This window comes from Shewanella sp. LC6 (assembly GCF_006385735.2).
GTDB lineage: Bacteria > Pseudomonadota > Gammaproteobacteria > Enterobacterales > Shewanellaceae > Shewanella > Shewanella xiamenensis.
The window spans coordinates 2,270,547-2,292,455 of the sequence record NZ_CP043902.1; the positions used below are offsets into that span (position 1 = coordinate 2,270,547).

General features: G+C 46.6%; 17 protein-coding genes. 7 read left to right on the top strand and 10 right to left on the bottom strand.

Annotated elements, in window-relative coordinates; all coding sequences use genetic code 11:
- Positions 1–8 precede the first annotated feature (8 nt).
- From FJD32_RS10355 to FJD32_RS10365, 3 genes are all read left to right on the top strand, one after another.
- Positions 9–494 (top strand): nitrate reductase cytochrome c-type subunit, encoded by a 486-nt coding sequence (locus FJD32_RS10355; protein WP_037418269.1) that lies wholly within the window; start codon positions 9–11, stop codon positions 492–494.
- Between the two features lie 8 nt (positions 495–502).
- The gene (locus tag FJD32_RS10360; protein ID WP_037418266.1) at positions 503–1,090 is read left to right on the top strand and encodes a cytochrome c3 family protein; all 588 of its coding nucleotides are present in this window, start codon (positions 503–505) and stop codon (positions 1,088–1,090) included.
- A gap of 138 nt (positions 1,091–1,228) precedes the next feature.
- Entirely contained in the window at positions 1,229–1,555 is a 327-nt protein-coding gene (locus FJD32_RS10365) for a hypothetical protein (protein WP_088585512.1), read from the top strand.
- A gap of 162 nt (positions 1,556–1,717) precedes the next feature.
- Here FJD32_RS10365 and crr read toward each other — a convergent pair whose 3' ends face one another.
- The 5 genes from crr to FJD32_RS10390 all read right to left on the bottom strand — a co-directional run bounded on the left by crr (position 1,718) and on the right by FJD32_RS10390 (position 6,555).
- Positions 1,718–2,227, bottom strand: coding sequence for a PTS glucose transporter subunit IIA (crr, locus tag FJD32_RS10370; protein ID WP_037418261.1), 510 nt, complete (start codon positions 2,225–2,227; stop codon positions 1,718–1,720).
- A 71-nt stretch (positions 2,228–2,298) separates the two neighbouring features.
- Complete coding sequence (gene ptsP, locus FJD32_RS10375) at positions 2,299–4,002, bottom strand: phosphoenolpyruvate--protein phosphotransferase (protein ID WP_037418258.1); 1,704 nt, start codon at positions 4,000–4,002, stop codon at positions 2,299–2,301.
- Positions 4,003–4,031: 29 nt separating this feature from the next.
- On the bottom strand, positions 4,032–4,289 hold the full coding sequence (locus FJD32_RS10380; RefSeq protein ID WP_037418255.1) for an HPr family phosphocarrier protein: 258 nt from the start codon (positions 4,287–4,289) through the stop codon (positions 4,032–4,034).
- Between the two features lie 23 nt (positions 4,290–4,312).
- On the bottom strand, positions 4,313–4,708 hold the full coding sequence (locus FJD32_RS10385) for an ACT domain-containing protein (protein WP_037418252.1): 396 nt from the start codon (positions 4,706–4,708) through the stop codon (positions 4,313–4,315).
- A 209-nt stretch (positions 4,709–4,917) separates the two neighbouring features.
- On the bottom strand, positions 4,918–6,555 hold the full coding sequence (locus tag FJD32_RS10390; RefSeq protein ID WP_055648446.1) for a methyl-accepting chemotaxis protein: 1,638 nt from the start codon (positions 6,553–6,555) through the stop codon (positions 4,918–4,920).
- Between the two features lie 342 nt (positions 6,556–6,897).
- On the opposite strand from FJD32_RS10390, the gene FJD32_RS10395 reads away from it, so the two are divergent.
- Together FJD32_RS10395 and FJD32_RS10400 are read left to right on the top strand one after the other, a co-directional pair.
- Entirely contained in the window at positions 6,898–7,623 is a 726-nt protein-coding gene (locus FJD32_RS10395) for a DUF3334 family protein (RefSeq protein ID WP_047537307.1), read from the top strand.
- Between the two features lie 309 nt (positions 7,624–7,932).
- Positions 7,933–8,973, top strand: coding sequence for a LacI family DNA-binding transcriptional regulator (locus tag FJD32_RS10400; protein WP_055648447.1), 1,041 nt, complete (start codon positions 7,933–7,935; stop codon positions 8,971–8,973).
- 108 nt (positions 8,974–9,081) lie between these two features.
- On the opposite strand, the gene FJD32_RS10405 is transcribed toward FJD32_RS10400, so the two are convergent.
- Positions 9,082–9,720 carry a 3'-5' exonuclease gene (locus FJD32_RS10405; protein WP_055648448.1) on the bottom strand — a complete coding sequence of 213 codons (639 nt, stop codon included), beginning with the start codon at positions 9,718–9,720 and terminating at the stop codon, positions 9,082–9,084.
- Positions 9,721–10,248: 528 nt separating this feature from the next.
- On the opposite strand from FJD32_RS10405, the gene FJD32_RS10410 reads away from it, so the two are divergent.
- Entirely contained in the window at positions 10,249–10,794 is a 546-nt protein-coding gene (locus tag FJD32_RS10410; protein ID WP_109277762.1) for a heme NO-binding domain-containing protein, read from the top strand.
- A complete protein-coding gene (locus FJD32_RS10415; RefSeq protein WP_037430108.1) occupies positions 10,787–11,722 on the top strand; it encodes an ATP-binding protein in 936 nt (311 codons plus the stop codon). Before FJD32_RS10410 ends, FJD32_RS10415 begins: the two co-directional genes overlap by 8 nt.
- On the opposite strand, the gene FJD32_RS10420 is transcribed toward FJD32_RS10415, so the two are convergent.
- The 4 genes from FJD32_RS10420 to recC form a co-directional block, all read right to left on the bottom strand.
- Entirely contained in the window at positions 11,719–12,099 is a 381-nt protein-coding gene (locus FJD32_RS10420; protein ID WP_082389677.1) for a hypothetical protein, read from the bottom strand. The two genes, FJD32_RS10415 and FJD32_RS10420, sit on opposite strands and share 4 nt — an antisense overlap.
- A gap of 66 nt (positions 12,100–12,165) precedes the next feature.
- Positions 12,166–14,331, bottom strand: coding sequence for an exodeoxyribonuclease V subunit alpha (recD, locus tag FJD32_RS10425; protein WP_140907044.1), 2,166 nt, complete (start codon positions 14,329–14,331; stop codon positions 12,166–12,168).
- On the bottom strand, positions 14,328–18,128 hold the full coding sequence (recB, locus tag FJD32_RS10430) for an exodeoxyribonuclease V subunit beta (RefSeq protein ID WP_122040731.1): 3,801 nt from the start codon (positions 18,126–18,128) through the stop codon (positions 14,328–14,330). The genes recD and recB overlap by 4 nt, the downstream gene beginning before the upstream one ends.
- On the bottom strand, positions 18,128–21,904 hold the full coding sequence (gene recC / locus FJD32_RS10435) for an exodeoxyribonuclease V subunit gamma (protein WP_055648452.1): 3,777 nt from the start codon (positions 21,902–21,904) through the stop codon (positions 18,128–18,130). Before recC ends, recB begins: the two co-directional genes overlap by 1 nt.
- Positions 21,905–21,909 lie beyond the last annotated feature (5 nt).

Consider the following 21,909-nt stretch of genomic DNA (forward strand, 5'->3'; position numbering starts at 1 on the left):
AGTACAGGATGAAAACATTCAAATTAGCTTCAGCATTTAGTGCGCTTGTCTTTTCAGCCCTGATGATGACAAGTGTGACTGCAGCCAGTATTCCTGAGGATAAGATCGATACCTTACGTCAGGCGCCGATTAACGTTGAGCCAACACCGCCCGCGATGCAGGCGGTGCTGAATAAAGATATCAAAGAGGTGCGTAACTACCCAATGCAGCCACCCGTGATCCCGCATAAGATCGATGGCTATCAGCTCGATCTTAAGGTCAATAAATGTATGGCGTGCCATGCAAGACAACGCACTGGAGATTCGCAAGCACCCATGGTGAGCGTGACCCATTATATGGATAGGGATAACAACTTTTTAGCTGAGCTTTCACCAAGGCGTTATTTCTGTACTCAGTGCCATGTGCCGCAACTGGATGCCAAATTACTGGTCGAGAACGACTTTGTGGATATGGATCATCTGATTAAAGCGAACACTGAGCAGAAAAAACACTAGGAGTCAGCATGTTAGATAAACTTAAAAAGATCTGGCAAGTGCTCAATCGTCCGAGTGTGCACTACAGTTTAGGGTTTCTAACCTTAGGTGGCTTTGTGGCAGGGGTGATCTTTTGGGGGGGCTTTAACACTGCGCTTGAAGCCACGAACAGAGAAGCCTTTTGTATTGGTTGCCATGAAATGGAAAATAACGTCTACCAAGAGTTACAGTCGACTATCCATTTCACTAACCGTAGTGGGGTGCGTGCAACTTGCCCTGACTGCCATGTGCCACACAACTGGACCGATAAAATTGCCCGTAAGATGCAGGCATCGAAAGAAGTGTGGGGTAAAGTGTTTGGTACCATCAATACCCGCGAAAAGTTTGAGAGTAAACGTCGCGAGCTGGCTGAACATGAATGGGCAAGGTTAAAGGCAAATGACTCGCTCGAGTGTCGAAATTGCCATAACTTTACCTATATGGACTTTACTAGGCAGTCACCACGCGCCGCGCAGATGCACTCCACATCGCTGGCCAGTGGTGAGAAGACCTGTATTGATTGCCACAAAGGTATTGCCCATCATCTTCCCGATATGGCGGGCGTTGAAGGTTTCTAATCGCGTGTAATATTTCATCTCCAGTCAAAGGCCAAGTGCTCTCCACACTTGGCCTTTTATTTTTAGATTGCAATCTATGATTTATCTATCTGAAAAATATATACTATTCAGAATTAAAGATAACGACAACGAGTTGTGATGAACAATACCAAATGGCGTGAATGCATTAGTCTCTTAGCGTCACACAGTGTTTACCTACAATTACGACTGGTAGGTGAGGCTGATTTTCCATTGGATTATGAAGTATCAAATGAAGTGATATCTCAAATACAGGCAAAAGACTGCGTATTTGTAAGACGGGTGATTGACTATAAGTCCATCGCGGCTATACGGATTGTTAAGATACATTTACCGCCTTCAGCTAAACAGATGGATGTGATGACCAAACTCAAACAAGAATTATCACGCTTAGGCCAATTACCTATTATCGAAAATACTGAATTTATCACTATTAATGGATATTAGGTCGATTAGCTGTTTGAGGTGCTGCTGTTTTTGCTTAGGTTAATGCTGCGAATGTGACCACTGGCAGTATCAGCAAACTACCAGCGGTATGATTAACGAAGAAAAGGGGATTAGCTAAGGTATGGATCTTAAATGGACTGCTAATTAACACTGGATTAATTGTTAAAGTTGCACCGTAAAAATAGGATCTTTGCCCGCGGTGACACTCCCCTGAGCTTTGTCTAAATACTTCACATCTTCCATATTGGCAAGCACCACGGGCGTGAGTAAGCTGTCTACTTGGTCTTTAAGATACTCAATATCAAATGACAAAATCGGATCGCCTACTTTGACCTCTTGACCTTCTTCGGCTAAACGACTAAAGCCACGCCCTCTTAGCTCGACAGTACCAACACCAAAGTGAACAAATAGTTCTAATCCTTGAGGTGATTCAATACTAAAGGCATGATTAGTTTCGAATATTTTACCGATAGTACCATCAATAGGTGCAACAATCGTGTCGCCCTTAGGCGCGATAGCAATGCCATCACCGACAATCTTTTCTGCAAAAACGACATCGGGGACTTTTTCAATCGCGACTATTTCCCCATTGACGGGGGCGTAGACCATAATGCCACCTGCAAGTTGTGGCTGTCCTGATACCAATCGCCTTATGCGGCTTAAAAATCCCATAATGTGGTGCCCCTTTGCTTGTTTTTGTTGTTCTGTGTTGGTCTGTAAAGCAGCATAACCAATTAAATGTACTATTTACAGTTTGTTATACACTGTTGCAGATCTGAAATTCTATTTTGCTGCATCGCAGTGTGCGCTAACGCAGAAAATTTCGCCAGTTCACCTTGGCAAATGGCTGCTTTCACTTCTAGTAATGAGCTTAAGTTAACGCTGAGTTCATCCAGCCCCATTCCCACGAGTAGCGGAGCGATGTGTGGCGAGCTGGCTAATTCACCACAGAGTGATACTGTGACCTCGGCTGCTTTGGCTTGAATGATTGTCATGTTTATCAAGCTTAAAATCGCAGGTGAAAGAGAAGGGTAATCCCGTGTCAGTTGTGGGTTGGTGCGGTCTGCTGCCATGGCATATTGTGTTAAATCATTGGTGCCTATGCTGACAAAATCCAGCCTTGGTAGCATAGAGGCTAAATTCAACACCGCCGCGGGCGTTTCTACCACTATGCCATAACTCAGTTCACCATAGCCTTTTTCTTCGTCTTCGAGGGCATCCTGGCATTCGGCGATAAGCGTAAATATCTCATCTAACTCTTCCACTTGATTGACCATAGGAAACATTAAGCGAATCGGACCGTGATTTGCTGCCCGTAAAATGGCACGAAGTTGGGTCTTAAATAATTCTGGGTGCGCTAAGGTGTATCTCACCCCACGTTGTCCTAAGGCGGGATTATCTTCTATGTCTTGGCATAAGCAGGGGAGTTCTTTATCGGCGCCAATATCTAAGGTTCTGATCGTAAAAGTTTTACCACCTAGAGCATGCAGAGCCTCGCAGTAAAGATTGTACTGGGCTTTTTCATCCGGCAAGGTGCTGGTATGCATTAACATAAATTCAGTGCGGAATAAGCCTATTCCATCGGCCCCTTCATCTTTGACATGGGTGATCTCATTCAAATTGCCGACGTTTGCCAACAGGCGAACCTGATGTCCGTCCTGTGTTTGAGCCGGAACATCGCGATAAGCTTGAAGTGCCTGACGTCTTGCTTGTTCATGGTGCAGGGTCACGGTTAAACGAGCTTGTTGCTCAGGCTCCGGATTGACATAAAGCGCCCCACTTATTGCATCGAGCACTAACGGGGTGCCATTAGGGATGAGCTCTGCATCGAACTGACAACTTAAAATAGCGGGTATACCTGCTGCACGGGCCAAAATAGCGGTATGACTGGTGAGTCCACCGGTTTTAAGCACAATACCGCTGATGTGCTCTTTAGGGAGCAAGGCAAATTCTGCTGGGGTGAGATCCTGTGCTAGCAGTATCGTCGGTTCACTCAGGTGAGTTAAACCTTGGTCCAAACGGCCATTAATCGCGGTGACTATGCGCTGTCCAAGGCATCGAACGTCTTGGGCACGATTGGCTAAATAGGGATCGTCTAGGGACTCGAGTTCATTGGCTTGATGGGCAAATATTCGCTCAACAGCAACACTGGCGGAAAGTTGTAAGGTGCGAATGGCTTCTTTGACTTGTTCTATCAGTTCTTCATCATCAAGGAGTAATAAATCGGCTTCAATCAGTTGGTAGTTTTCACTGTCAGGATCGAGCTTAGTTTGGCTTAGACTGAGCTGTTGTTTCAGTGTTTGTAATGCCTTAAGAAACTTACTTTGTTGCTGCGGGATCCTAGAGAGCGGAATTGGGCGATAGTCGAGGTGGTTTTCGCAATGATTAAGGTGTAAAGCCTTACCGAAGGCTATACCCGATGACACAATAATCCCCGTTATCGACATAGTCATTCCTAATGATGTTGGGCGGTTCGCTAACTTAAGGTGATTAACAAGGCCGAGACTTTTTCGACGGCTTCCTGCGCCTGCTCTCCCTCGGCGAAAACCCTGACAGTGACACCATGGTATAAACCTAATGTTTGTAGCTTAAATAAGCTCTTAGCACTGGCTTGCTTGCCGTTACATTCAACCAAAACGTCACAATCGAAGGTCTTGGCTTCTTTCACCAATAGTGCCGCAGGGCGGGTATGAATACCATGTTTTGCGGTGATAGTGACAGATTTTTCGTACATAGTGGCTTAACTCTTTATGAATATTATGGCGCTTCGTTCGACTCTATAATCTTATAACCGGCCTTTTTTAAGGCAGCAATGGCGCCTTGGAGGCAATTTTTCTTCACGAGAATATAGTCAGTATCAAAGGTTGAAAGGGCGAAAATACTGATTTGCACATCGGCTAAGGTGCTGGCAATTTTTGATAAAATACCCGTTAATGAAAATCCTAGAGGGCCTAACACTTCTAGACAGCTCCAGTTAGTTTCTTGCTCTAAGCTATCAAGCGCAAGCTCACTAGGCACAACCAAGGTCAAACCTTCTTCTGTTTTGCAGATAAAATACACTTCTTCAGCAAAGACTTCGGTAGGAATTTGCGCCTTAGGGCTAAAACTGTGAATGGTATATTGCCGGGTATGTACGGCTAAGGTCATACGCATAGGCGGTTCTCCTTTGGCGAGGTGAATGCAAGTTAGGAGTTTACCTTATAACATGGATTCCTGTTTAAAGGACATTGTTCTCAAGTGCATCCTCAATCAGCCTGCATTTCGTATGCTAGGGTTGGTTGTGTCGTTTCATTAGCTAATGTTAAAGGAAGAGAGGACGTTTTTATACGTCCTCTTGTTTGCTATTGAAAACATTCGCTAGGTTAGATTTTAAATTGCCCTAAGGTATGGGACATATCCTGGCTAATATCCTGTAATGATTGTGCTGCTCGGCTATTACTGTCATTGGCTTTTACAGACACTTCGGTTAGCTCTGAAATATTACAGATATTACGGTTAATTTCCTCTGTCACGAGGGATTGCTCTTCTGTCGCACTCGCTAACTGAGTGTTCATATCGCTGATGTGGGCAATTAGCCCCAGAATTGCGGCCATGGCTTGCCCAGCCTCTTGAGCCTTAGCTTGCAATTCTTCTGATTGATGTTGGGTTTGGCTATTGCTTTGCATCACTGAGCCCACACCGGTTTGAATTTCTGAGATAATTTTTTGGATCTCATTGGTCGAGTCTTGGGTGCGATTGGCTAAGGCTCTTACTTCATCTGCGACAACGGCAAATCCTCGGCCATGACTACCCGCACGAGCAGCTTCAATGGCGGCATTAAGTGCCAACAAATTGGTTTGTTCAGCAATGCCCCGAATCACATCCAAAATACTGCCAATTTGACCAGAGGCTTGTCCCAATTTTTGAGTGATTGCTTCTGATGCTTTCAGCTCTTGGACCAACTTCTCTGTATCGCGCACCGTATTGTCAATCACAGCTTTACTTTGCTGAGCCTGATTTTTCACACTGGTGGCGGCATCGGCGGCCTGCTGGGTATTGCTCGCCATCTCATGGGTCGTAGACAGCATTTGATTAACTGCCGTTGCTACGCTACCGGTTTCACGGTGGATATGTTCCGCACTTTGGTTCGACTCCTCAACGGCAAGCATTAACTGTTTAGCATCGTTGTCGAGCGATTTTCCCAGGGGTTGCAAATGTCCCACCATATCGCCAATTTTTTGGGCAAAAAGGTTAAAGGCTTGGGCGAGATGAGCAACTTCATCTTTGCCTTGAGTGCTTAAACGCTGGCTTAAGTCGCCTTCGCCTTGAGCGATATCTTCAAGGGCTTCAATAGCATCATTCAATGGTGAGGTAATCGAATGATTAAGAACAAGGAAAAATGCAAAAATAGGTACAGAAATCAAAAACATGATAATCAGATAGTCGATCATCACATTATACAGACTCTCTTTTACGTCACTGAGATAAGCCCCTGTGATCACAGTCCAGCCCCATTGTGGGTAGTAGCGGGCTTCGGCCAATTTGTCCTCAACAATTTTTGAAACAGGATTAGCAATCGGATATTCCAGCATGGCTTTGTCATGTTGCCGAGCTTGAGACAGCATCGTAGTCAGCGGATTAGTGCCATTGGGGAGTGTGAAATTTTGTGCAGAGGTACCGATTAGGCTGGCATTTTCACCATGGGCTAGGATTTGGTTGTTGTCATCAATCAGAATAAAGTAACCAACCCCGGCATAACGGGTTTGGTTAATGAGGTTCGCAGCAGCTTTTTGAGCCTCTTGCTCGCTCATTTTACCGTTAACAGCATCTTGGCGATAAACGTCTATCACACTGAGGATACTGCCAAGTTGACCATCGATTTGTAACCATTTTTGTTCGATCAAATTACTGTATTGTTCTTTAATCGAAAAACTTGCAAAACAAACAGTTCCAATGGCCGCCATCACTAACATCATCATTAGACGTTTTAAAATGGTGAATTGGCGCAAAAAAGTGATCATCTGGAGTCCTCGGGCGCAAAAATAATGTTCAACAATATACCTGCGAATGTTTTTTAATAGAATATTAGCGGGTTAAATTTCATATAAACTGGTAAACAATATGGGGTTTCTTTGATCTTAAGCAGGATCTTTGCAGGCCTTCTCCTGAGTGGTGATTTTATGGCTTATTTTGAGGATATTTCATCAGTTTAATCGCATGTGATGAAGTATTTATTAAATTCAACAACTTACCATTTATTAACAAATTCAATCATGATAACTATATCTAATTAGTTGTTTTAATTTTGATTTTTTACCGTTTTACGCGCAAGATTAATCAACTGTTATGTTTGAGAATCAATTATGACTACAAATACGATTGTGACTTCTGACGATATATTGTTGAAGTTATGCCACTCTGTTGCCCATGTATTATCGAGTACCAGCGCAAGCCATGTGAGCCATGCAGGTATGGTACAAAGCATTACCCGTACCCGCTTAAAACCCGACTTAGGATGTTTTTCGATTTTTGATGGGGGATTTTCAGGGCTTGTTGTTATTAACTTTTCCGCTGCTGCGGCTATCGAAATCTACCGTCGCTATATGCTCAATATGGGCATGCCTGAAGAGGAATTAGCCTTTTCCCATACTTCTGATGAAGTGGGTAATGTGATGGGGGAGTTAATGAACCAAATCTTAGGTGACTTTATTAATAAAGTCTCTAAGGAATTACAAACTTCCATCAGCCAAAGTCAGCCAAAAATGTTAACGATAAACAAAGAGTTGACTATCTCTATTGATGCAAACTTGGATGATGCTGTAGCAAGGCGAGTGTCCTTTAAAACCGAAAATAATCACATTTTCTACCTTGAATTTGCGATGGATAAGACCGAGTTTATCAAACTGGATGAGTTTGAATATGATGAGGAGTTTGACCCTGATAGCTTACTCGAACAGCACGGCGTGAGTGGGACGCAAGCTTCAAATGTTGAAAGCACTCCTTGGAGCCGAATGGCGGACAAGCCCGCGATAAGTCAACATCATACCAATGTGGACGCCGATGATTTACTCGATGAATTAGGGATTTAACTTCTATCTGGTTAAGAGAAAATAAATGCGACTCAGCAAATTATTAGTGAATGCAAAGCTGTGAATAGCGTTAGCGGTTTTTTTGAAGCATTTATTTTCTCTAGTCTGTGTTTTTAGTCACACAATCATAAGCCGCATTATCGTGGTTAAGCACCCAGCGTTAAGGTGGCGGTTAAGTTAGTTTAGCTTTCAATAGGTTAAAGCAGATTAACTCGGTTAACTTGTTAGACAGTTGTAAACCCTTCGGCTATACAAGTCATTAGAACTGTTTTAGTATCCCCCAAAATAATAATTATGGTGACCTCCGTTATGGCATCGAAAGCGACCTCAATTGATATTGCTTATCGTGCTGGTGTATCCCAGTCTACAGTTTCCCGAGCCCTCAGAAATAGCCCGCTTGTCAACTTAGAGACCCGTCAGCGGATCCAAGCAATTGCAAAGGAACTTAACTACAAGGTTGATAAAAACGCCAGTAATTTGCGTACCCAAAATAGTCATACTCTGGCGCTGTTATTGTGTGAAGACCCGACTAATGATGATTCCCTCATCAACCCATTTTTTCTGTCGATGTTAGGCTCAATAACACGGGCAACTGCGCAACAGGGGTATGATTTACTCGTTTCATTTCAACAGCTTTCTAGCGATTGGCATGCCGACTACGAAGACAGTAATAAAGCTGATGGCATTATTTTGCTGGGCTACGGCGATTATATGGATTACGAGCAGAAGCTTGAAAAGTTACTCGCTCAACATACTCATTTTGTGATTTGGGGCGCCGAGCATAACAATAAATCCGTATTATCCATTGGTTGTGATAATCACCAAGGTGGCCTGATAGCCACTGAACATTTGATTTCCCTTGGCCGTAGCGCTTTTGCCTTCTTAGGTGACGCCTCTAGTCATAGCCCAGAATTTAGGGACAGATATTTAGGTCATGTCAAAGCCTTACAAACCGCAGGATTACCAGTGGTGGCTGAGCGGCAAATTTCAGCCATTAGCACTGAAAGTGCTGGTTATGATGCGGCGATGGCATTAATAGAAAAAAGGCTTACGTTTGATGCGATTTTTGCCGCTAGTGATTTGATTGCTATTGGTGCCATTCGTGCCTTAAAAGAGAAGGGGATATTAGTGCCAGAGCAAGTGGCTGTGGTGGGCTATGATGATATTCCTGTGGCAAGTTTTGCTAATCCACCACTGACAACCATCAAACAAAATACTCAGTTAGCGGGTGAGATTTTAGTCGAGAGTTTGCTCAAGCTTATTCGCGGTCAGGCGGTAGGCCCTCAATTGATCCCAACCACCTTAGTCGTTCGCAGTTCCTGCGGGATTGACCTCGCATTGCTAGGCTAAGCTGTCTCTGTATTGATTTACGCGATTAAGCCAAGTGTTTGCTAGCACTTGGCTTTTTATGACAAGTTTGGCTGGTGTATGGTGTAAAACTGGTCAACGCTGAGTGGATTAACCTCTGGCATATTGACGCAGAAACTTAGGCACCTCAGCTTTACTCTTGCGCATCACTTTTTGCATTAGACTGAAGGGTGGTTCGGCTATTGCAAAGTCCCGTTTCAGATCCGCTAACATTCGTAGCCATAAGTGTCCCGTCATTTCCGCATCAGCAAGCGCGCGGTGAAAAGTCCCCTCGGTCGGCAGTTGTTTATAGCTTACTAACGTTGCCAGTTGATGATTAATCGCCTCTGGGTACAAGCGCCTTGCCAACAGGAGAGAGCAGCCAAACTGGCCGGAATATTGGTGACCAATTTGAGCAAATTCAGCATCAAGAAACCGCTGATCGAATGCGGCATTATGGGCAACCAAATGGTGCTTGCCGATAAACTTGGCAAATCGTGACATTACCTCGGCGCAGGGCGCTGCACGTGACAGCATTTGATTGCTGATCCCGGTGTAATCTTCAATAAAGGTGTTTATCCGAAAACCTGGATTCATTAATTCTGAAAAACGCGCAGTGATTTGGCCCTGTTCAATCAATACCGCCCCAATCTCAATAGCTCGAGCACCTTGACTGGGCGAAAGACCCGAGGTTTCAAAATCGAGGACCACAAGGGTATTAGCGGGCGAGTGGGCGGGTGTTTTAGGCATAAAAGTGACTACTTATTGGTATGGCAATGTTTGTAATATGCGTTTGTCGCATGGCCTATTTCACAGTTGGTGGCATATTAGGCTAAACAAAAGTGGCTATCCATCAGATTGTCAAATTGCGATGCAATTTTTACTGGCATAAAGGGCGCGATAAGCGCATTTAGCGCATCAACAACCCTTGTATAACAGGATGCTGCATTGATGGACGTCGACTTATACTCCTGTTGATTTTATTCAAGAAAAGAGACGCAAGTTCGCATCTGTGTATCTAAATCAACATTTAACCAGTGAGTGGTAACGCTTCACGAATAGACCTGCTGCTAAGGGTTATTATCGACGATGTTATTAACGGCTTGGCTATGACGTCATTACTTGATGACTTGGGTTTAGAAACATTCAACACGCCCTAGCAACTTCGCATAAAAATACTGGTGAACATTAAGATTGCTGCTATTACTTTATAGGTAATGTATAGGACAAATGTGACACTCGCCTGTTAGCTCGACTTGGTCACCCCATGAGGTGTGTATGAAAGGAATTATTTTTAATGTGCTTGAAGATATGGTCGTAGCTCAGTGCGGTATGTCAGTGTGGAACGATTTGTTGGAAAAACATGCTCCTAAGGATCGCGTGTATGTGTCTGCCAAAAGTTATGCTGAGTCGGAGTTATTTAGCATTGTTCAGGACGTGGCTCAGCGGCTTAATATGCCGATACAGGACGTAGTCAAAGCATTTGGCCAGTTTCTGTTTAATGGACTGGCCTCACGCCACGCTGGTGTTGTTGAACATTTTGAAGATTTTACTTCGTTAGTGATGGGGATCCACGATGTGATCCATTTAGAAGTCAATAAGCTCTACCATGAACCCTCATTGCCGAATATTACTGGCCAGCACTTGTCAGACAATCAAATTGCGTTAAGGTACTCATCCCCCCGCCGACTGTGTTTTTGTGCTGAAGGATTGCTGTTTGGTGCCGCAGAGCATTTTAAACAAAAGATCCAGATCACCCACGATACTTGCATGCATACTGGCGCCGATCATTGTATGTTAATCATCGAGTTACAACATGACTGACAGCGAAAATCCTTACTACGCAGCCTATCTGCGGGAAAAAAGGGCAAGGCAAGAGGTGGAGCAGTTGCTCGAAGACAGTACCCGCCAACTCTATGAGAAAAATCTGTTGTTACAGCAACAAATCGATCTGATTAAGCAGCAACAACAATCAATTATTCAGCAGGAGAAATTAGCATCACTTGGCACAGTGGCTGCTGGGGTTGCCCATGAGATTAATAATCCACTTGCATATATTCTTTCAAATGTCAGGAGTTTAACCAGCTATGCTCAGGACTTATTGGCGAGTATTGAGCCGGGCAATAAACAACAGATTGATCAGGCTCAGCTACAGTTTATTAAGGAAGATTTGCCTGAGCTGGCAAGCGATACTTGCCAAGGTTTAATGCGTATCAAAGATATTGTTAACCATTTACTCTTTTTTGCTCGAACAGATTCAACGGGGAAGTCCTACATTCAATTAGCCGATGCCCTAGAGTTTACCCTTAAATTATTGCGACCAATGCTTAATAATGTTTTGATAAAAAATGAGATTTCGCATGTGCCTATGGTTTTATTTAATGTTGGCGAACTCAATCAGGTATTAATGAACATTATTGTGAATGCTTATCAGGCCTGTAGTGTGGTCGATGATAGATCTGCTGCAATAGAGCTTTACCTCTCCCAATCCGATACAAACATATGCTTAAGGGTCGTTGATAACGGCTGCGGTATGGATGAGTATACCCTCACAAGAATGTTTGATGCCTTTTATACCACTAAACCCGTTGGGACTGGGACCGGAGTGGGAATGTCTATTGTGCTTCAAATTTTGCGTCAGCACGATTGTACGATTGACGTCGCATCTGAGTTAGGCAAGGGAACTGAGGTAAAAATATATTTTCCAATCGATCCACAAGCGGTTTCAATGTCGTCTAGCGCTAAAATCTAAATAGGGTAGTTTGCTTCGAGATTGATCTTCAGCCCTAATTGATAGGCGTGATCTTGCATAAGAGATGTCATCAACTCGGTATCACGCAACTGTGATAATAAGAGTGGCCGGGCTTCCCATCTTGGTGCGTGGCCAGCATCATTCAAATGAGCAAGGTATACACGTTGCTGGCTCTGATGCAGGGTAAAAAAACGCATGTTACAGCGTTCAGCAATTGATAAATAAGGCTCAAAATCAAGCTCATACACTTGCATTGCCTCAAATTCAGACCAACGAATATAGCGTGTGCTTTCATAGTATTGCGCGGGTAACTGCGCCTCAGGCTTGATGCTATCAAATAAATTGATGACATCTTGCATCTGTTGCAGTTTTATCATTGTTTGCTCCATCAACCCCTTGCTCCTTTTTTTGCTATTTTTATTTATTAATCAATTTATTAAATGTTAATTGATTATCGACTTATCGCGCCAGAGTCTATCCGCTAAACCTGAGGCGCGCTGGGTAGCTTGCAAGCTAGCACGCTCGAAGACTTGCTGTGTACCTAAACAGCTAAAGTGTTGTTTTGCACGGGTAATAGCAGTGTAAATCAGCTCTTTGGTGAGCAATTGCCACTGAACGAGACTAGGATTTGGCGGGAGCACTAGGGCGACTCGATTAAATTCACTGCCCTGACTTTTATGTACCGTCATGGCGTAACAGGTTTCGTGGCTAGGTAGCCTTGCGGGTAGCACTTTTAGCAGTTTGCCATCGGCCTTTATAAAGTGGGCCATCAGTCGGTCAGCTCTCTCTTCATCCTGCAAAATCAAACCAATATCACCGTTAAACAGACCTAAGTTATAGTCGTTGCTTTGGATGATAATCGGGCGCCCGAGGTAAAATTCCTGCTGCGGCTGAATAAGTTTGGCCTGTGCTAACGCCTTCGTCACCGCAAGATTAATCCCTTCGACACCATAATCGCCGGTTCGCATGGCGCACAAAATGCGATATTGATTAAATTTGGCAATCGCCTCCATGGCGCTTGGCGGGCAAAATGGCTCACTCGTGTGTATTGTGGTGGCGTGCGTTGGTTGTAATAGGCGCAAATAGTCACCGTATTGGTCACAGGCTTGTGCAAGTAGCGCTTTAAGTCCGGTATTGCTACTAGGTTCACTGATTTTTGCTTGAGTTTGGCTGTGATTTACGCTGTGTTCTAGCCAGGTTAATTCGGCAAGCCCTCTTTGCCATACCGCTAAAATGCCCGCGAGATCGGCATGGTTGACTGCGCTGGCTAGCAAGCCAATCCCGGCATCGCCTTTAAATCGATGGCTGTGGGTTAACATACACAGGCTATCGCCAATTTTAGGCTCAGCGTGGATAAAGGGGGTTAAATTAAAGCCCGTGAGCGCGGTTAATTGTTCGGCCTGTGCTTGGCTATAACGCATTTTCCATTCGGTATGTTGCATCGAGGCTTGCTTAAGTCCGGCGCAAATATCGGCAAGTACGGCGCCAGCCTCAACTGAAGCGAGTTGGTCCTGATCCCCTAGCAATATTAAGCCTGCGTGTTCCGGCAATGCGCTAAGCAGCTTGTACATCATAGGTAAATCGACCATGGAGGCTTCATCCACAATCAAAAGATCGAGCCGTAATGGGTTGCCTTGATGATGGCGAAAATGCGCTGAGTTGGGGATGACACCCAGCAGGCGATGTAAGGTTGATGCCTCTTCCGGTACTTGCTTAAGCGCGGCTAACAGGGCTTGGGTTTCGTGGTTTTGCGCCAGTTCGTTTGTCGCTTGAGCCTGCTTAAGTTCCTGCTCGAGTCTCGCTTTAGATGCCTTAATGGATTCGCTTAAACGGGCGGCCGCTTTGCCTGTCGGGGCGACAAGTCTTATCTGCTTTGGTGTACCTAATTGTTGTAACAACAGCAATTTAGTCACCGTGGTGGTTTTACCTGTACCGGGGCCACCAGTTATCACCGCCAGCTTTCTACCGAGCGCAGTAGCGGTGGCGACCTTTTGCCAATCGATGTTTGCTTCAACGGTTTGGGTTGCGCTTGGAAATAAGCAATCCAGTTGCCTGCGTAGTTGTAAAAGTGACTGATTATCCGATGCTAAAGGCTGCGAGGGCGTTAACGAAAGCGCCGTCGCTGATAACCTTGTTAAGGCGCTGGCGACTTGGGTTTCAAAATGATGATAACGCTCAAGATAGAGTCTACCATCTTCAAAAATCAGTGGTTTATTGCTATTTGGTGCACCAATGGCGTCAAAGTGTTGCAGTGCGTCAATCAGTTCAGTAAGGCTTAAACGGATTTGACAGCGGTTTACTGGCTCTGCCATCGGATTGGTTGGCACTATATATTCGAGCACTAGACAAGTATGTTGGGCCGACAGTTGCTGACTCAACAGGGCGCACAGCAGCATAAACAGTGGCTCTTGGGCGTCATTGGGGTGAAGACGGGCCATCTCGAGGGCAAAATGGCGATCAAGTGCAGTGATAAGCCGCTCTTTTTCCCAATATTTGAGCAACTCAGCCAGTGGTGCTTTAAGTCTGAGTGCGCCTGCATTGTACCAATTGGCTGCAAGGGCTGTGGCGTTATTCATGTCGGCGCTATTCATTTCGGTGCTGTGGTTCATGCCATCGCTCCCGTATTATGTTGACTCATATGGCTTTCATCTTGGCTGCGGTTAAACAGCGCATCTAAGGCGAGAATGAGCGCCTTAGGTGGCTTATCGTAGTAAACCCCAAAGCCGGGATACTGAACCGACATTCCCCGTAAAAACAAGTAATAACAGCCGCCGATATGGGTATCGTAGTCATAGTTTGGCAGTCGCATCGCCAAATATCGATGCAGGGCGAGGGAGTAGAGAATATATTGCAAATCGTACCTATGATCGCTAATCGCCTGCTTAAGCGCACCATAATGGTAGGCCTGAATCGTGTCGCCTAAATGGTTTGATTTATAGTCGGCGATATAAAACTTACCTTGATATTCAAAGGTTAAGTCGATAAATCCCTTGAGCATGCCCTGTAATTCATCAAAATGCAGCGCGGTATCGTAACGAAATTGCCCGAGGAGTTGATTCAGCTCAGCATCTTTTAATCGATTTAAAGGCAGGTAAAACTCCATCTCCACTAAGGTGTGTTGTGGCGCGAGCGCGGCTAAACACAGCTCGGGATTGATGAGCTGATTATCCTGCGCCATCAATGCCAGCGGTGCCTGTAAGACCTCAAGGTACCAATCCTCTAATACACTTTGCCATTCGGGGGCAATACCGTATTGCAACATAGCCTTAGGTAGCTCTCGCGGTAAGTCGGTTTGAGCTTGGGTAAAATCAATTAACTCAAGCACTAAGTGCATAAAACTCCCCGCGTTGGCGCCGCGCTCAAAGCTAAAGCGATTGAGTAGCGGTAGCTGCGGCACATCAGCGCTATCTTGCCATGAGGATTCACTTAGGCTATTGGCAGGTTCTGCGCCAAATACCGCGCTAACTTCATCATCGGCGCCCGGACTGGCTTTGGCGTGGGGTGCATTTTTGACTAAACCTGAATAACTGCCTACTCGCCATGGGGTGCGATACTGACGGGTGACATTACGGGCATTTAAGGTGTGGGATTGCATTTCACCCGTGTGCAGCTTGCTATCAGCAATGTTGTCAGCAACACACTCAACGCTGATCGCTTGCGCATTCGACTCTACACCATTAAGTAGCGCCTGCGCCGCATTGTGCAGACGAGCAAAATCACAGTCGGCATCGGTAATGCCTAAAAGGTAACCGATAGCGGTTTCATGCAGTTGGCTTTTGATCCCGGCTTTTAACATCCGGCTATGGTTAGCGATGTACAAATAACACAAATATACGGGGCGGGTGAGCGCCACATAAAGTAGACGAAGATCTTCGGCTAAGGTTTCTTGCTTTGCCTGCTCCCAGCCTTCGTCTGTACCTTCAATATCCCATACCAGCTCTTGTGCCCCATCCGCATCGGTTCTGTGATAGAGCATGGGTGTCGGGCGGCGGCGATTATCCCGTGCAAGGCTAACAAAGGGGATAAAACACACTGGGTATTCCAGCCCCTTACTTTTATGGATAGTCACGATTTGCACCAGATTTTGCTCACTTTCAAGGCGAAGCTGCTGCTCATCTGTCCCTGTATTATCAATTAGTTGCTGCTCATACCAATTGAGTAGGGCACTGATGCCATCAATCTCAGTGGCCTTTTGCTGCAACAGCTCGGCTAAGTGGCGAAAATCTGTTAGTCGCCTCTCGCCATTACTCGCCTCATCGGGCTCTTCGCTATCTTGGTCGGCAGTGGCTGTAAAGCTGGGTGTTTGCAGTAGCCGTGCCACCATATGGGTAGCGTTGGCTAAGCTCAGCAGCGCCGGCATAATGCCGCGCTTTTGCCAGATCTGATGTAGCGCAAAAAACTGCTCGAGCAGCATTTGGCGCTGCTCTTCATCTTGGTTAAAGGCATGAATTTGCTCGGCACTATAGCCAAGTAGCGCGGTGGCGAGAGCGCTGCGCAGGGCGCGCTCATCCTTGGGACTGGCCAATGCGCGCAGAATGAGCGCCATTTCCCGCGCTTCAACGGTATCAAACACACTATCGCGGCTTAAAAATACCGCGCCAATCTGGCGTTTACTGAGCGCCGTTTTCATGACCGCAGCTTCGTTTCTATCCCGCACTAAAATGGCAATATCTTTGGCAATTAACGGCCCTTTTGGCGTATGGCATTGTCCATTGGCGGCCTGTGTGAGTAAACGGGTGATCTCGGCGGCGGTATCTTCGGCCAAGGTTTGTCTGGCGCTGGCTTTATTCAGCCCCGTTTCGCCCTCGCGTAACAGTTTTAACCGCAGTGCGGCACTATTGGCTGTACTATCGACTAACTGTTTTGCCGCCGCACTGGCGGGTGTTTTTACCCTGTCAAAGGGAATCGATTGGCTAATAAAAGGATTGGGATGCTGGGCAAATAGATGATTCACTCCCGCCACCAGATTACGACTCGAGCGATAGTTAGTGTCGAGAAAATAGTGTGCTTGGGTTTGTCTGCGCGCCTCGATATAGGTGTAAATATCGGCGCCGCGGAAAGCATAAATCGCTTGTTTAGGGTCACCAATCATCAGCAGGCTTAATTTGCTATCCGAGCGATCCTTAGGTTCGACAGCCGTCGAACCTTGAGCTTCAAGCCCCAAACGGGTTTGATAAATCCCTGAGAAAATTGCAAATTGCAGAGGATCCGTATCTTGGAACTCATCGATTAAGGCCACGGGGAAGCGACTCGCCACAGCCTTAGGTAAAGTGTCTGGATTGGCCTGCATCGCCGCTGCCAAGGTTGTGAGCAGGTCATCGGGTGTCAGCACATTTTTCTGCTGTTTTTGCTTGGCAAAGCGCTCGCTGATCCCTTGTTTGGCGCTATAGAGAAATGCGGGTTTAATCGCGTTAATCAGCGCGGCTAATTGCTCCATATGGTCAAGCAGTGGTGCTTCACTGGCACTTGGGAGTACACCGCCTTTATTGAGCTTAAGCTCTGAGAGTGACAAGGCCTCAAGCACTTTTAGCGGCGGTAAGCCGTGACCAAAGGCGATAAAGTTGTCCAATTGGTCGAACATTTCCGCCAATTTGGGGTAATTGTCGCTCGCTTTACCAAAGCGCTGGCCATTAAGCGGCAGGCTATGAAGTAACTCTAACAGCGCGTCGCGGCCACGCGGCCAGGCGAGTTTAAAGCGCTGCACACTCTGGCTTAAGGACTCAGCCAAACGAGTAAAGGGCTGCACGGGTTTAAGCGGTTTTGCCTCACTGGCACCGAGCAAGGCTCGAAGCTGCTTGACTAAGCCATCGGGATCGCCAAATTCGCTGGCAATAATCTGGGCTAAATATTCCGGCAGCGGATAGCAGGCTTCACGCCAAAAGTCCCGTACCGCATGGTGCAAAAACTCGCTGTCGTCTAAGGTAAAATCTGACTCGAACAGTAAAGAGGATTCGAAGGCGAGATCGGCTAAGATCCGTTGGCAAAAACCGTGAATGGTAAAAATCGCCGCTTCGTCGAGGGATTTGAGCGCCAAGTCGAAGCGTCTAAGGGCGATCGCGCGCTCAGATTCTGGGGTTTTATCGTACAACGCCTGTACAAAGGGATCGTTAATTTCGAGCCCTAAGAAACACTTAAAAGCCACTTGTATACGGCGGCGAATTCTGTCCCTTAATTCTTCGGTGGCGGCATTGGTGAAGGTTACTACCAGAATTTGTTCGCAACTCAGTGGTTCGCTTAAGCCATCCCCAAGCAGTAGTCGCAGATACAAGCCCGAAATCGTATAGGTTTTACCTGTGCCCGCACTGGCCTCTATCAATCGGCTACCACCAAATGGCAGGGTGAGCGGATCTAACGGCAGCGCCTGTGATGTAGTAGGAAGGATCATATTATTTGATAGTTCACTCATTACTGCGCTCCCTCTGATGTGGCGGCTTGTGGTTCTGCATTGAGCACAAACTCCTCAAGTTGGGCGAGGGTGTCTTTATGGTACAAGCTCAGCATGGGTCGATAGATCTCGTCGGCCAGTTTGCCAAAATTTGCTTCGGTAAAATCCTGAGGAAACCGAAATAGCCGCTGGTAATGGGGATCGGTGCCTTCGCCAAGCTCACCTTGTTCGTCCAGCCATTCGCTTTGCGCCGCCTCTAGCCGCACACTGTGCTGACTATCGTGGTTGCCATCAAGTTGACTGGTTTCATCCTCATTGATCTCTGCACTGGCGTAGGCAAGGGAGGTTTTGGGCATAAAACACAGCGGATGCAACTGTCCCTGATAAAAATGCTGTAACAAGTGAGCCAGTTGATCATGGGCCTGCTTTGGCGCAATCGGCGAGAGGGCGTGAAAATGCCCCATATCGAGGAGATAGCTAGGTTGCAGATGATCGCTAGGCTGAGTTAGTCCTGCGGCCATTAAACATAAATGGCGCAGATACAGCGCTAAAATATCCCGCCCATGGGCACTGCCGGGCCGACAACTGACCAAGCCTTTTGGACTGATATCATCAATGCGACCTTCGAGGATCACGCGCTTGGTTTTTACCTGATTCCCTGCGTTCTGATGAGGTAACTCAAAGGCGAGCCGAATATCCGCATGGCGCGGGGGGACATCGCCACGCATAAATAAGGTTCTGCCGACAAGCGGCGCGATATCATGGCTATATTGGCGCAGCAGCAGATTATCAAAGGGCTGCATGGGTAAATTACCACTGGCTTTTAAGCGTTGTAATAGTTCGCTACTGGGCTGCGCCTGTCCTTGTTCAAGAGCGCCTTGTTCGAGCGCATCATCGAGCAACCTTGCCTGTAACAGATAACGCTCAAGCGCATTGAGGCTAAAAGGTTCATCATTATCATCCGCTTGAATATTCAGGTTTAAATCAACCTTTAATGTGCGGTTAAAGAAATATTGCGCGGGATTACGAAAGAATCGGATAAAAGCGGAGATATCAACATGCTCTTCTTCACTTAGTGGCTCAATATCTTGTTGAATATCACTATCCCCAATCGTGTCATCTTCGAGCACAATCAGCGTATTTGTATCAATAAAACGACGCTGGAGTGACTGTGTGCTGATGTCCGGTGGGCACCATTGCTGGCTGTAACTTTGTTTTATCGTCTGCGCTTGCGCCTCTGTTGATTGATACAGTTTAGGATCAAAAGGTTGCAGCGGCTGGTGGCTTATGATGGCCTCAAGCAATGCCTGTTGGGCGGCTTCATTACCCACGGCTGGAGTTTCTGCTGTAAGCGATTCTGGCACATAACACAGCTGGCAATATTCAATCAGCTCGGAGACTAGCATAGAGGGAATACGCTCCGAGTTATCCCGCTCACTGCGGCCAATATAGCTGATGTAAAGCTGTTCCCGTGCCGAGAGTAGTGCTTCTAAAAACAAGTACCTATCGTCTAATCTGCGGGAGCGATCGCCTTTGCGAGCACCAAAATGTGCCATCAGATCAAAGCCCACAGGATGTTGCATGCGCGGATATATGCCATCATTCATGCCGAGTAGGCACACCACCTTAAACGGAATCGAGCGCATCGGCATTAAAGTACAAAAATTTACACTGCCCGCCAGATAACGCTGGCCAACCCGTGACTCGGTTAAGCGCTGATTAAACCATTGTGCGAGTACTTCGATGCTTAAGTTCAAGGCGTTTGAGTGTAAGCCGCTTTGGTCTAGGAAGTTGGGGGTTAAGTCGTATGCCGATGTATAGCTGTCAGCAGGGCTGGCGGCCAGTAACTCTTGCTCTAAGGTAGCAATGGCGTCGCGGATTTCCTGTAACTGTTCACGCTCATCCTCATCGGGGGCGTAAAAAGCATTTAACAGTTCAGTCAGTTCAAATAAACGCTGGCAAGGCGCTTGAGGCTGGGCTAATTGCAGCGTGGTTTCATCGAGGACTTCAATAAAGTTCAACAGTTTGCCAAGGGCCTGCGCCGATTGGCCTTCTACCCCTGACACCACTAAATAGCTCGGCGCCTGTGGGCTTGCTTGATACAAGGGGGCATCGTCCCTTAAGGCATAGCCCAAGATTAACCGTTTGATACCAAAGGCCCAGGAGTTTTGCTCAAAGGCAGGCACACCCTGTTTAACACGGCTTTGCTCATCGCGCCCCCAACGCACACCGGCTTCATCTAACCAACGGCGGATCAGTGGTAGCTCGTCTTCTTCGAGTTGAAAACGCCGTAAAATCGCTGGCACTTCTAAAATGCTTAAAATATCGGTCAGTCCGAAGCGACTCTGATTAATATTGAGTAAATTCAAAAAGCTGTTAATGAGTGGCGATTCCTGCGCCGCACCGCGGTCGGCAATGGCGTAGGGGATATATTCGAGCCCCTGTTTGGCGGCAAACACCGCATCGATATAAGGCGCGTAGGCAGCGACATCTGGCATCATTACCACAATATCTTTGGGCGTGAGTTGGTTGTCGCGATCCAGCAGGTCGAGTAAATGATCGTGTAAGGTTTCGACTTCACGCAGCGGGCTGTGGCAGCTCTTGATTTGAATCGAATGGTCGCTGTTTTTTAACACTCTTCGATTGACAACGTCTTGATATAGCTCGGCATCAGGCCCGAGTACGCGGTCGAGGGTTTGCATTTCTAATATATCGTATTGCACCCCCGCCAGCATGCTGGCGTTGCTATGCGGATCGTTAGGATCGCTGCAGGGCTCGCAGTACACATCGTCACCAAAATCGCAGTGTTCAGGCGGGAGTTCGAGCAGCATATCGAGTAATTCGCGGCCCATTTTGCCATTGTTGGCAAGCAGCGGATTGCCGACCTCGAGTTTATCCTCCCATTGCTCAGCCAATTGGCGTTTGCCAGCATATTGCAGTGCCATTCGCGCTCGATGCCGAGGATCGATAATATCGCCCCAATAATGTTGGCAGGGGCTGAGGTTAAGGATGATGACATCAATTCGGCCCGCGAGCTGGTGGAGCACGTCAATGGTTTGTGGGGCCATAGACGAAATGCCAAACACAAATAAACGCTCAGGCAATTTGGCAATGGAATGGGTGCTATCAGCCAGCGCGGCAATTAAATCCTGATGTAAATTGGCCCTGTGGTAATGGCTTTGACGCAGCTCATCACGGTTGAAGGCAATCAGCGCCCGCCAAAGAATAGGTTGCCAGCGTTGTTCCTCATTTAATTTGAGTGCATCGAGTGGTTCATTAGCTTCCCATGCGGCAATCCAGTCGGGGCGGTAAACTAAATATTGGTCGAAGATATCGGCGATACGGCCGCAGAGCTGATAAAGCTTAATATTATCGGCGGCGATTGAGTTTGACGCTTCAAGTTGATTATTTGTTGTGCTCGAGTTGGGGCTGCTTGACTCAATATGACCTAAATAATGCCGCAGTGGCCCAAAGGATTCCTCCTCAAGTAGGCGAGGCAGTAGCTGCATTAATTTCCAGGTCATTGCCGCTTTAGTAAAGGCGTTTTCCTTGGGGACATTGGGCAGTAAATCGTGGCACAGTTGCCAAATAAAACTGGAGGGCAAAGGGAACTCAAGCGCGGCGGCAATGCCATTTTGTTTCGCAATTTCAAGGCGTAACCAAGTCGACATCCCAGGGCTTTGCACCAAAATATGCTCGCTTTGCAATAACGCCGTGCCGGGTAGTGGTTGGCGCAAATATGCAGCGAGATGGGCACAGAGCACTTCCATTTGGTTGGATTGGATTAACTTCAGCATATTCG

What these genes read in the sequence shown, in the direction of transcription:
- FJD32_RS10415 (WP_037430108.1), top strand. Translation starts at nt 10,787, where the DNA reads ATGACTGACAGCGAAAATCCTTACTACGCAGCCTATCTGCGGGAAAAA.
- FJD32_RS10405 (WP_055648448.1), bottom strand. Translation starts at nt 9,720, where the DNA reads ATGCCTAAAACACCCGCCCACTCGCCCGCTAATACCCTTGTGGTCCTC.
- FJD32_RS10390 (WP_055648446.1), bottom strand. Translation starts at nt 6,555, where the DNA reads ATGATCACTTTTTTGCGCCAATTCACCATTTTAAAACGTCTAATGATG.
- FJD32_RS10410 (WP_109277762.1), top strand. Translation starts at nt 10,249, where the DNA reads ATGAAAGGAATTATTTTTAATGTGCTTGAAGATATGGTCGTAGCTCAG.
- recB (WP_122040731.1), bottom strand. Translation starts at nt 18,128, where the DNA reads ATGAGTGAACTATCAAATAATATGATCCTTCCTACTACATCACAGGCG.
- crr (WP_037418261.1), bottom strand. Translation starts at nt 2,227, where the DNA reads ATGGGATTTTTAAGCCGCATAAGGCGATTGGTATCAGGACAGCCACAA.
- FJD32_RS10380 (WP_037418255.1), bottom strand. Translation starts at nt 4,289, where the DNA reads ATGTACGAAAAATCTGTCACTATCACCGCAAAACATGGTATTCATACC.
- FJD32_RS10355 (WP_037418269.1), top strand. Translation starts at nt 9, where the DNA reads ATGAAAACATTCAAATTAGCTTCAGCATTTAGTGCGCTTGTCTTTTCA.
- ptsP (WP_037418258.1), bottom strand. Translation starts at nt 4,002, where the DNA reads ATGTCGATAACGGGGATTATTGTGTCATCGGGTATAGCCTTCGGTAAG.
- FJD32_RS10360 (WP_037418266.1), top strand. Translation starts at nt 503, where the DNA reads ATGTTAGATAAACTTAAAAAGATCTGGCAAGTGCTCAATCGTCCGAGT.
- recD (WP_140907044.1), bottom strand. Translation starts at nt 14,331, where the DNA reads ATGAACCACAGCACCGAAATGAATAGCGCCGACATGAATAACGCCACA.
- FJD32_RS10395 (WP_047537307.1), top strand. Translation starts at nt 6,898, where the DNA reads ATGACTACAAATACGATTGTGACTTCTGACGATATATTGTTGAAGTTA.
- FJD32_RS10385 (WP_037418252.1), bottom strand. Translation starts at nt 4,708, where the DNA reads ATGCGTATGACCTTAGCCGTACATACCCGGCAATATACCATTCACAGT.
- FJD32_RS10365 (WP_088585512.1), top strand. Translation starts at nt 1,229, where the DNA reads ATGAACAATACCAAATGGCGTGAATGCATTAGTCTCTTAGCGTCACAC.
- FJD32_RS10400 (WP_055648447.1), top strand. Translation starts at nt 7,933, where the DNA reads ATGGCATCGAAAGCGACCTCAATTGATATTGCTTATCGTGCTGGTGTA.
- FJD32_RS10420 (WP_082389677.1), bottom strand. Translation starts at nt 12,099, where the DNA reads ATGATAAAACTGCAACAGATGCAAGATGTCATCAATTTATTTGATAGC.
- recC (WP_055648452.1), bottom strand. Translation starts at nt 21,904, where the DNA reads ATGCTGAAGTTAATCCAATCCAACCAAATGGAAGTGCTCTGTGCCCAT.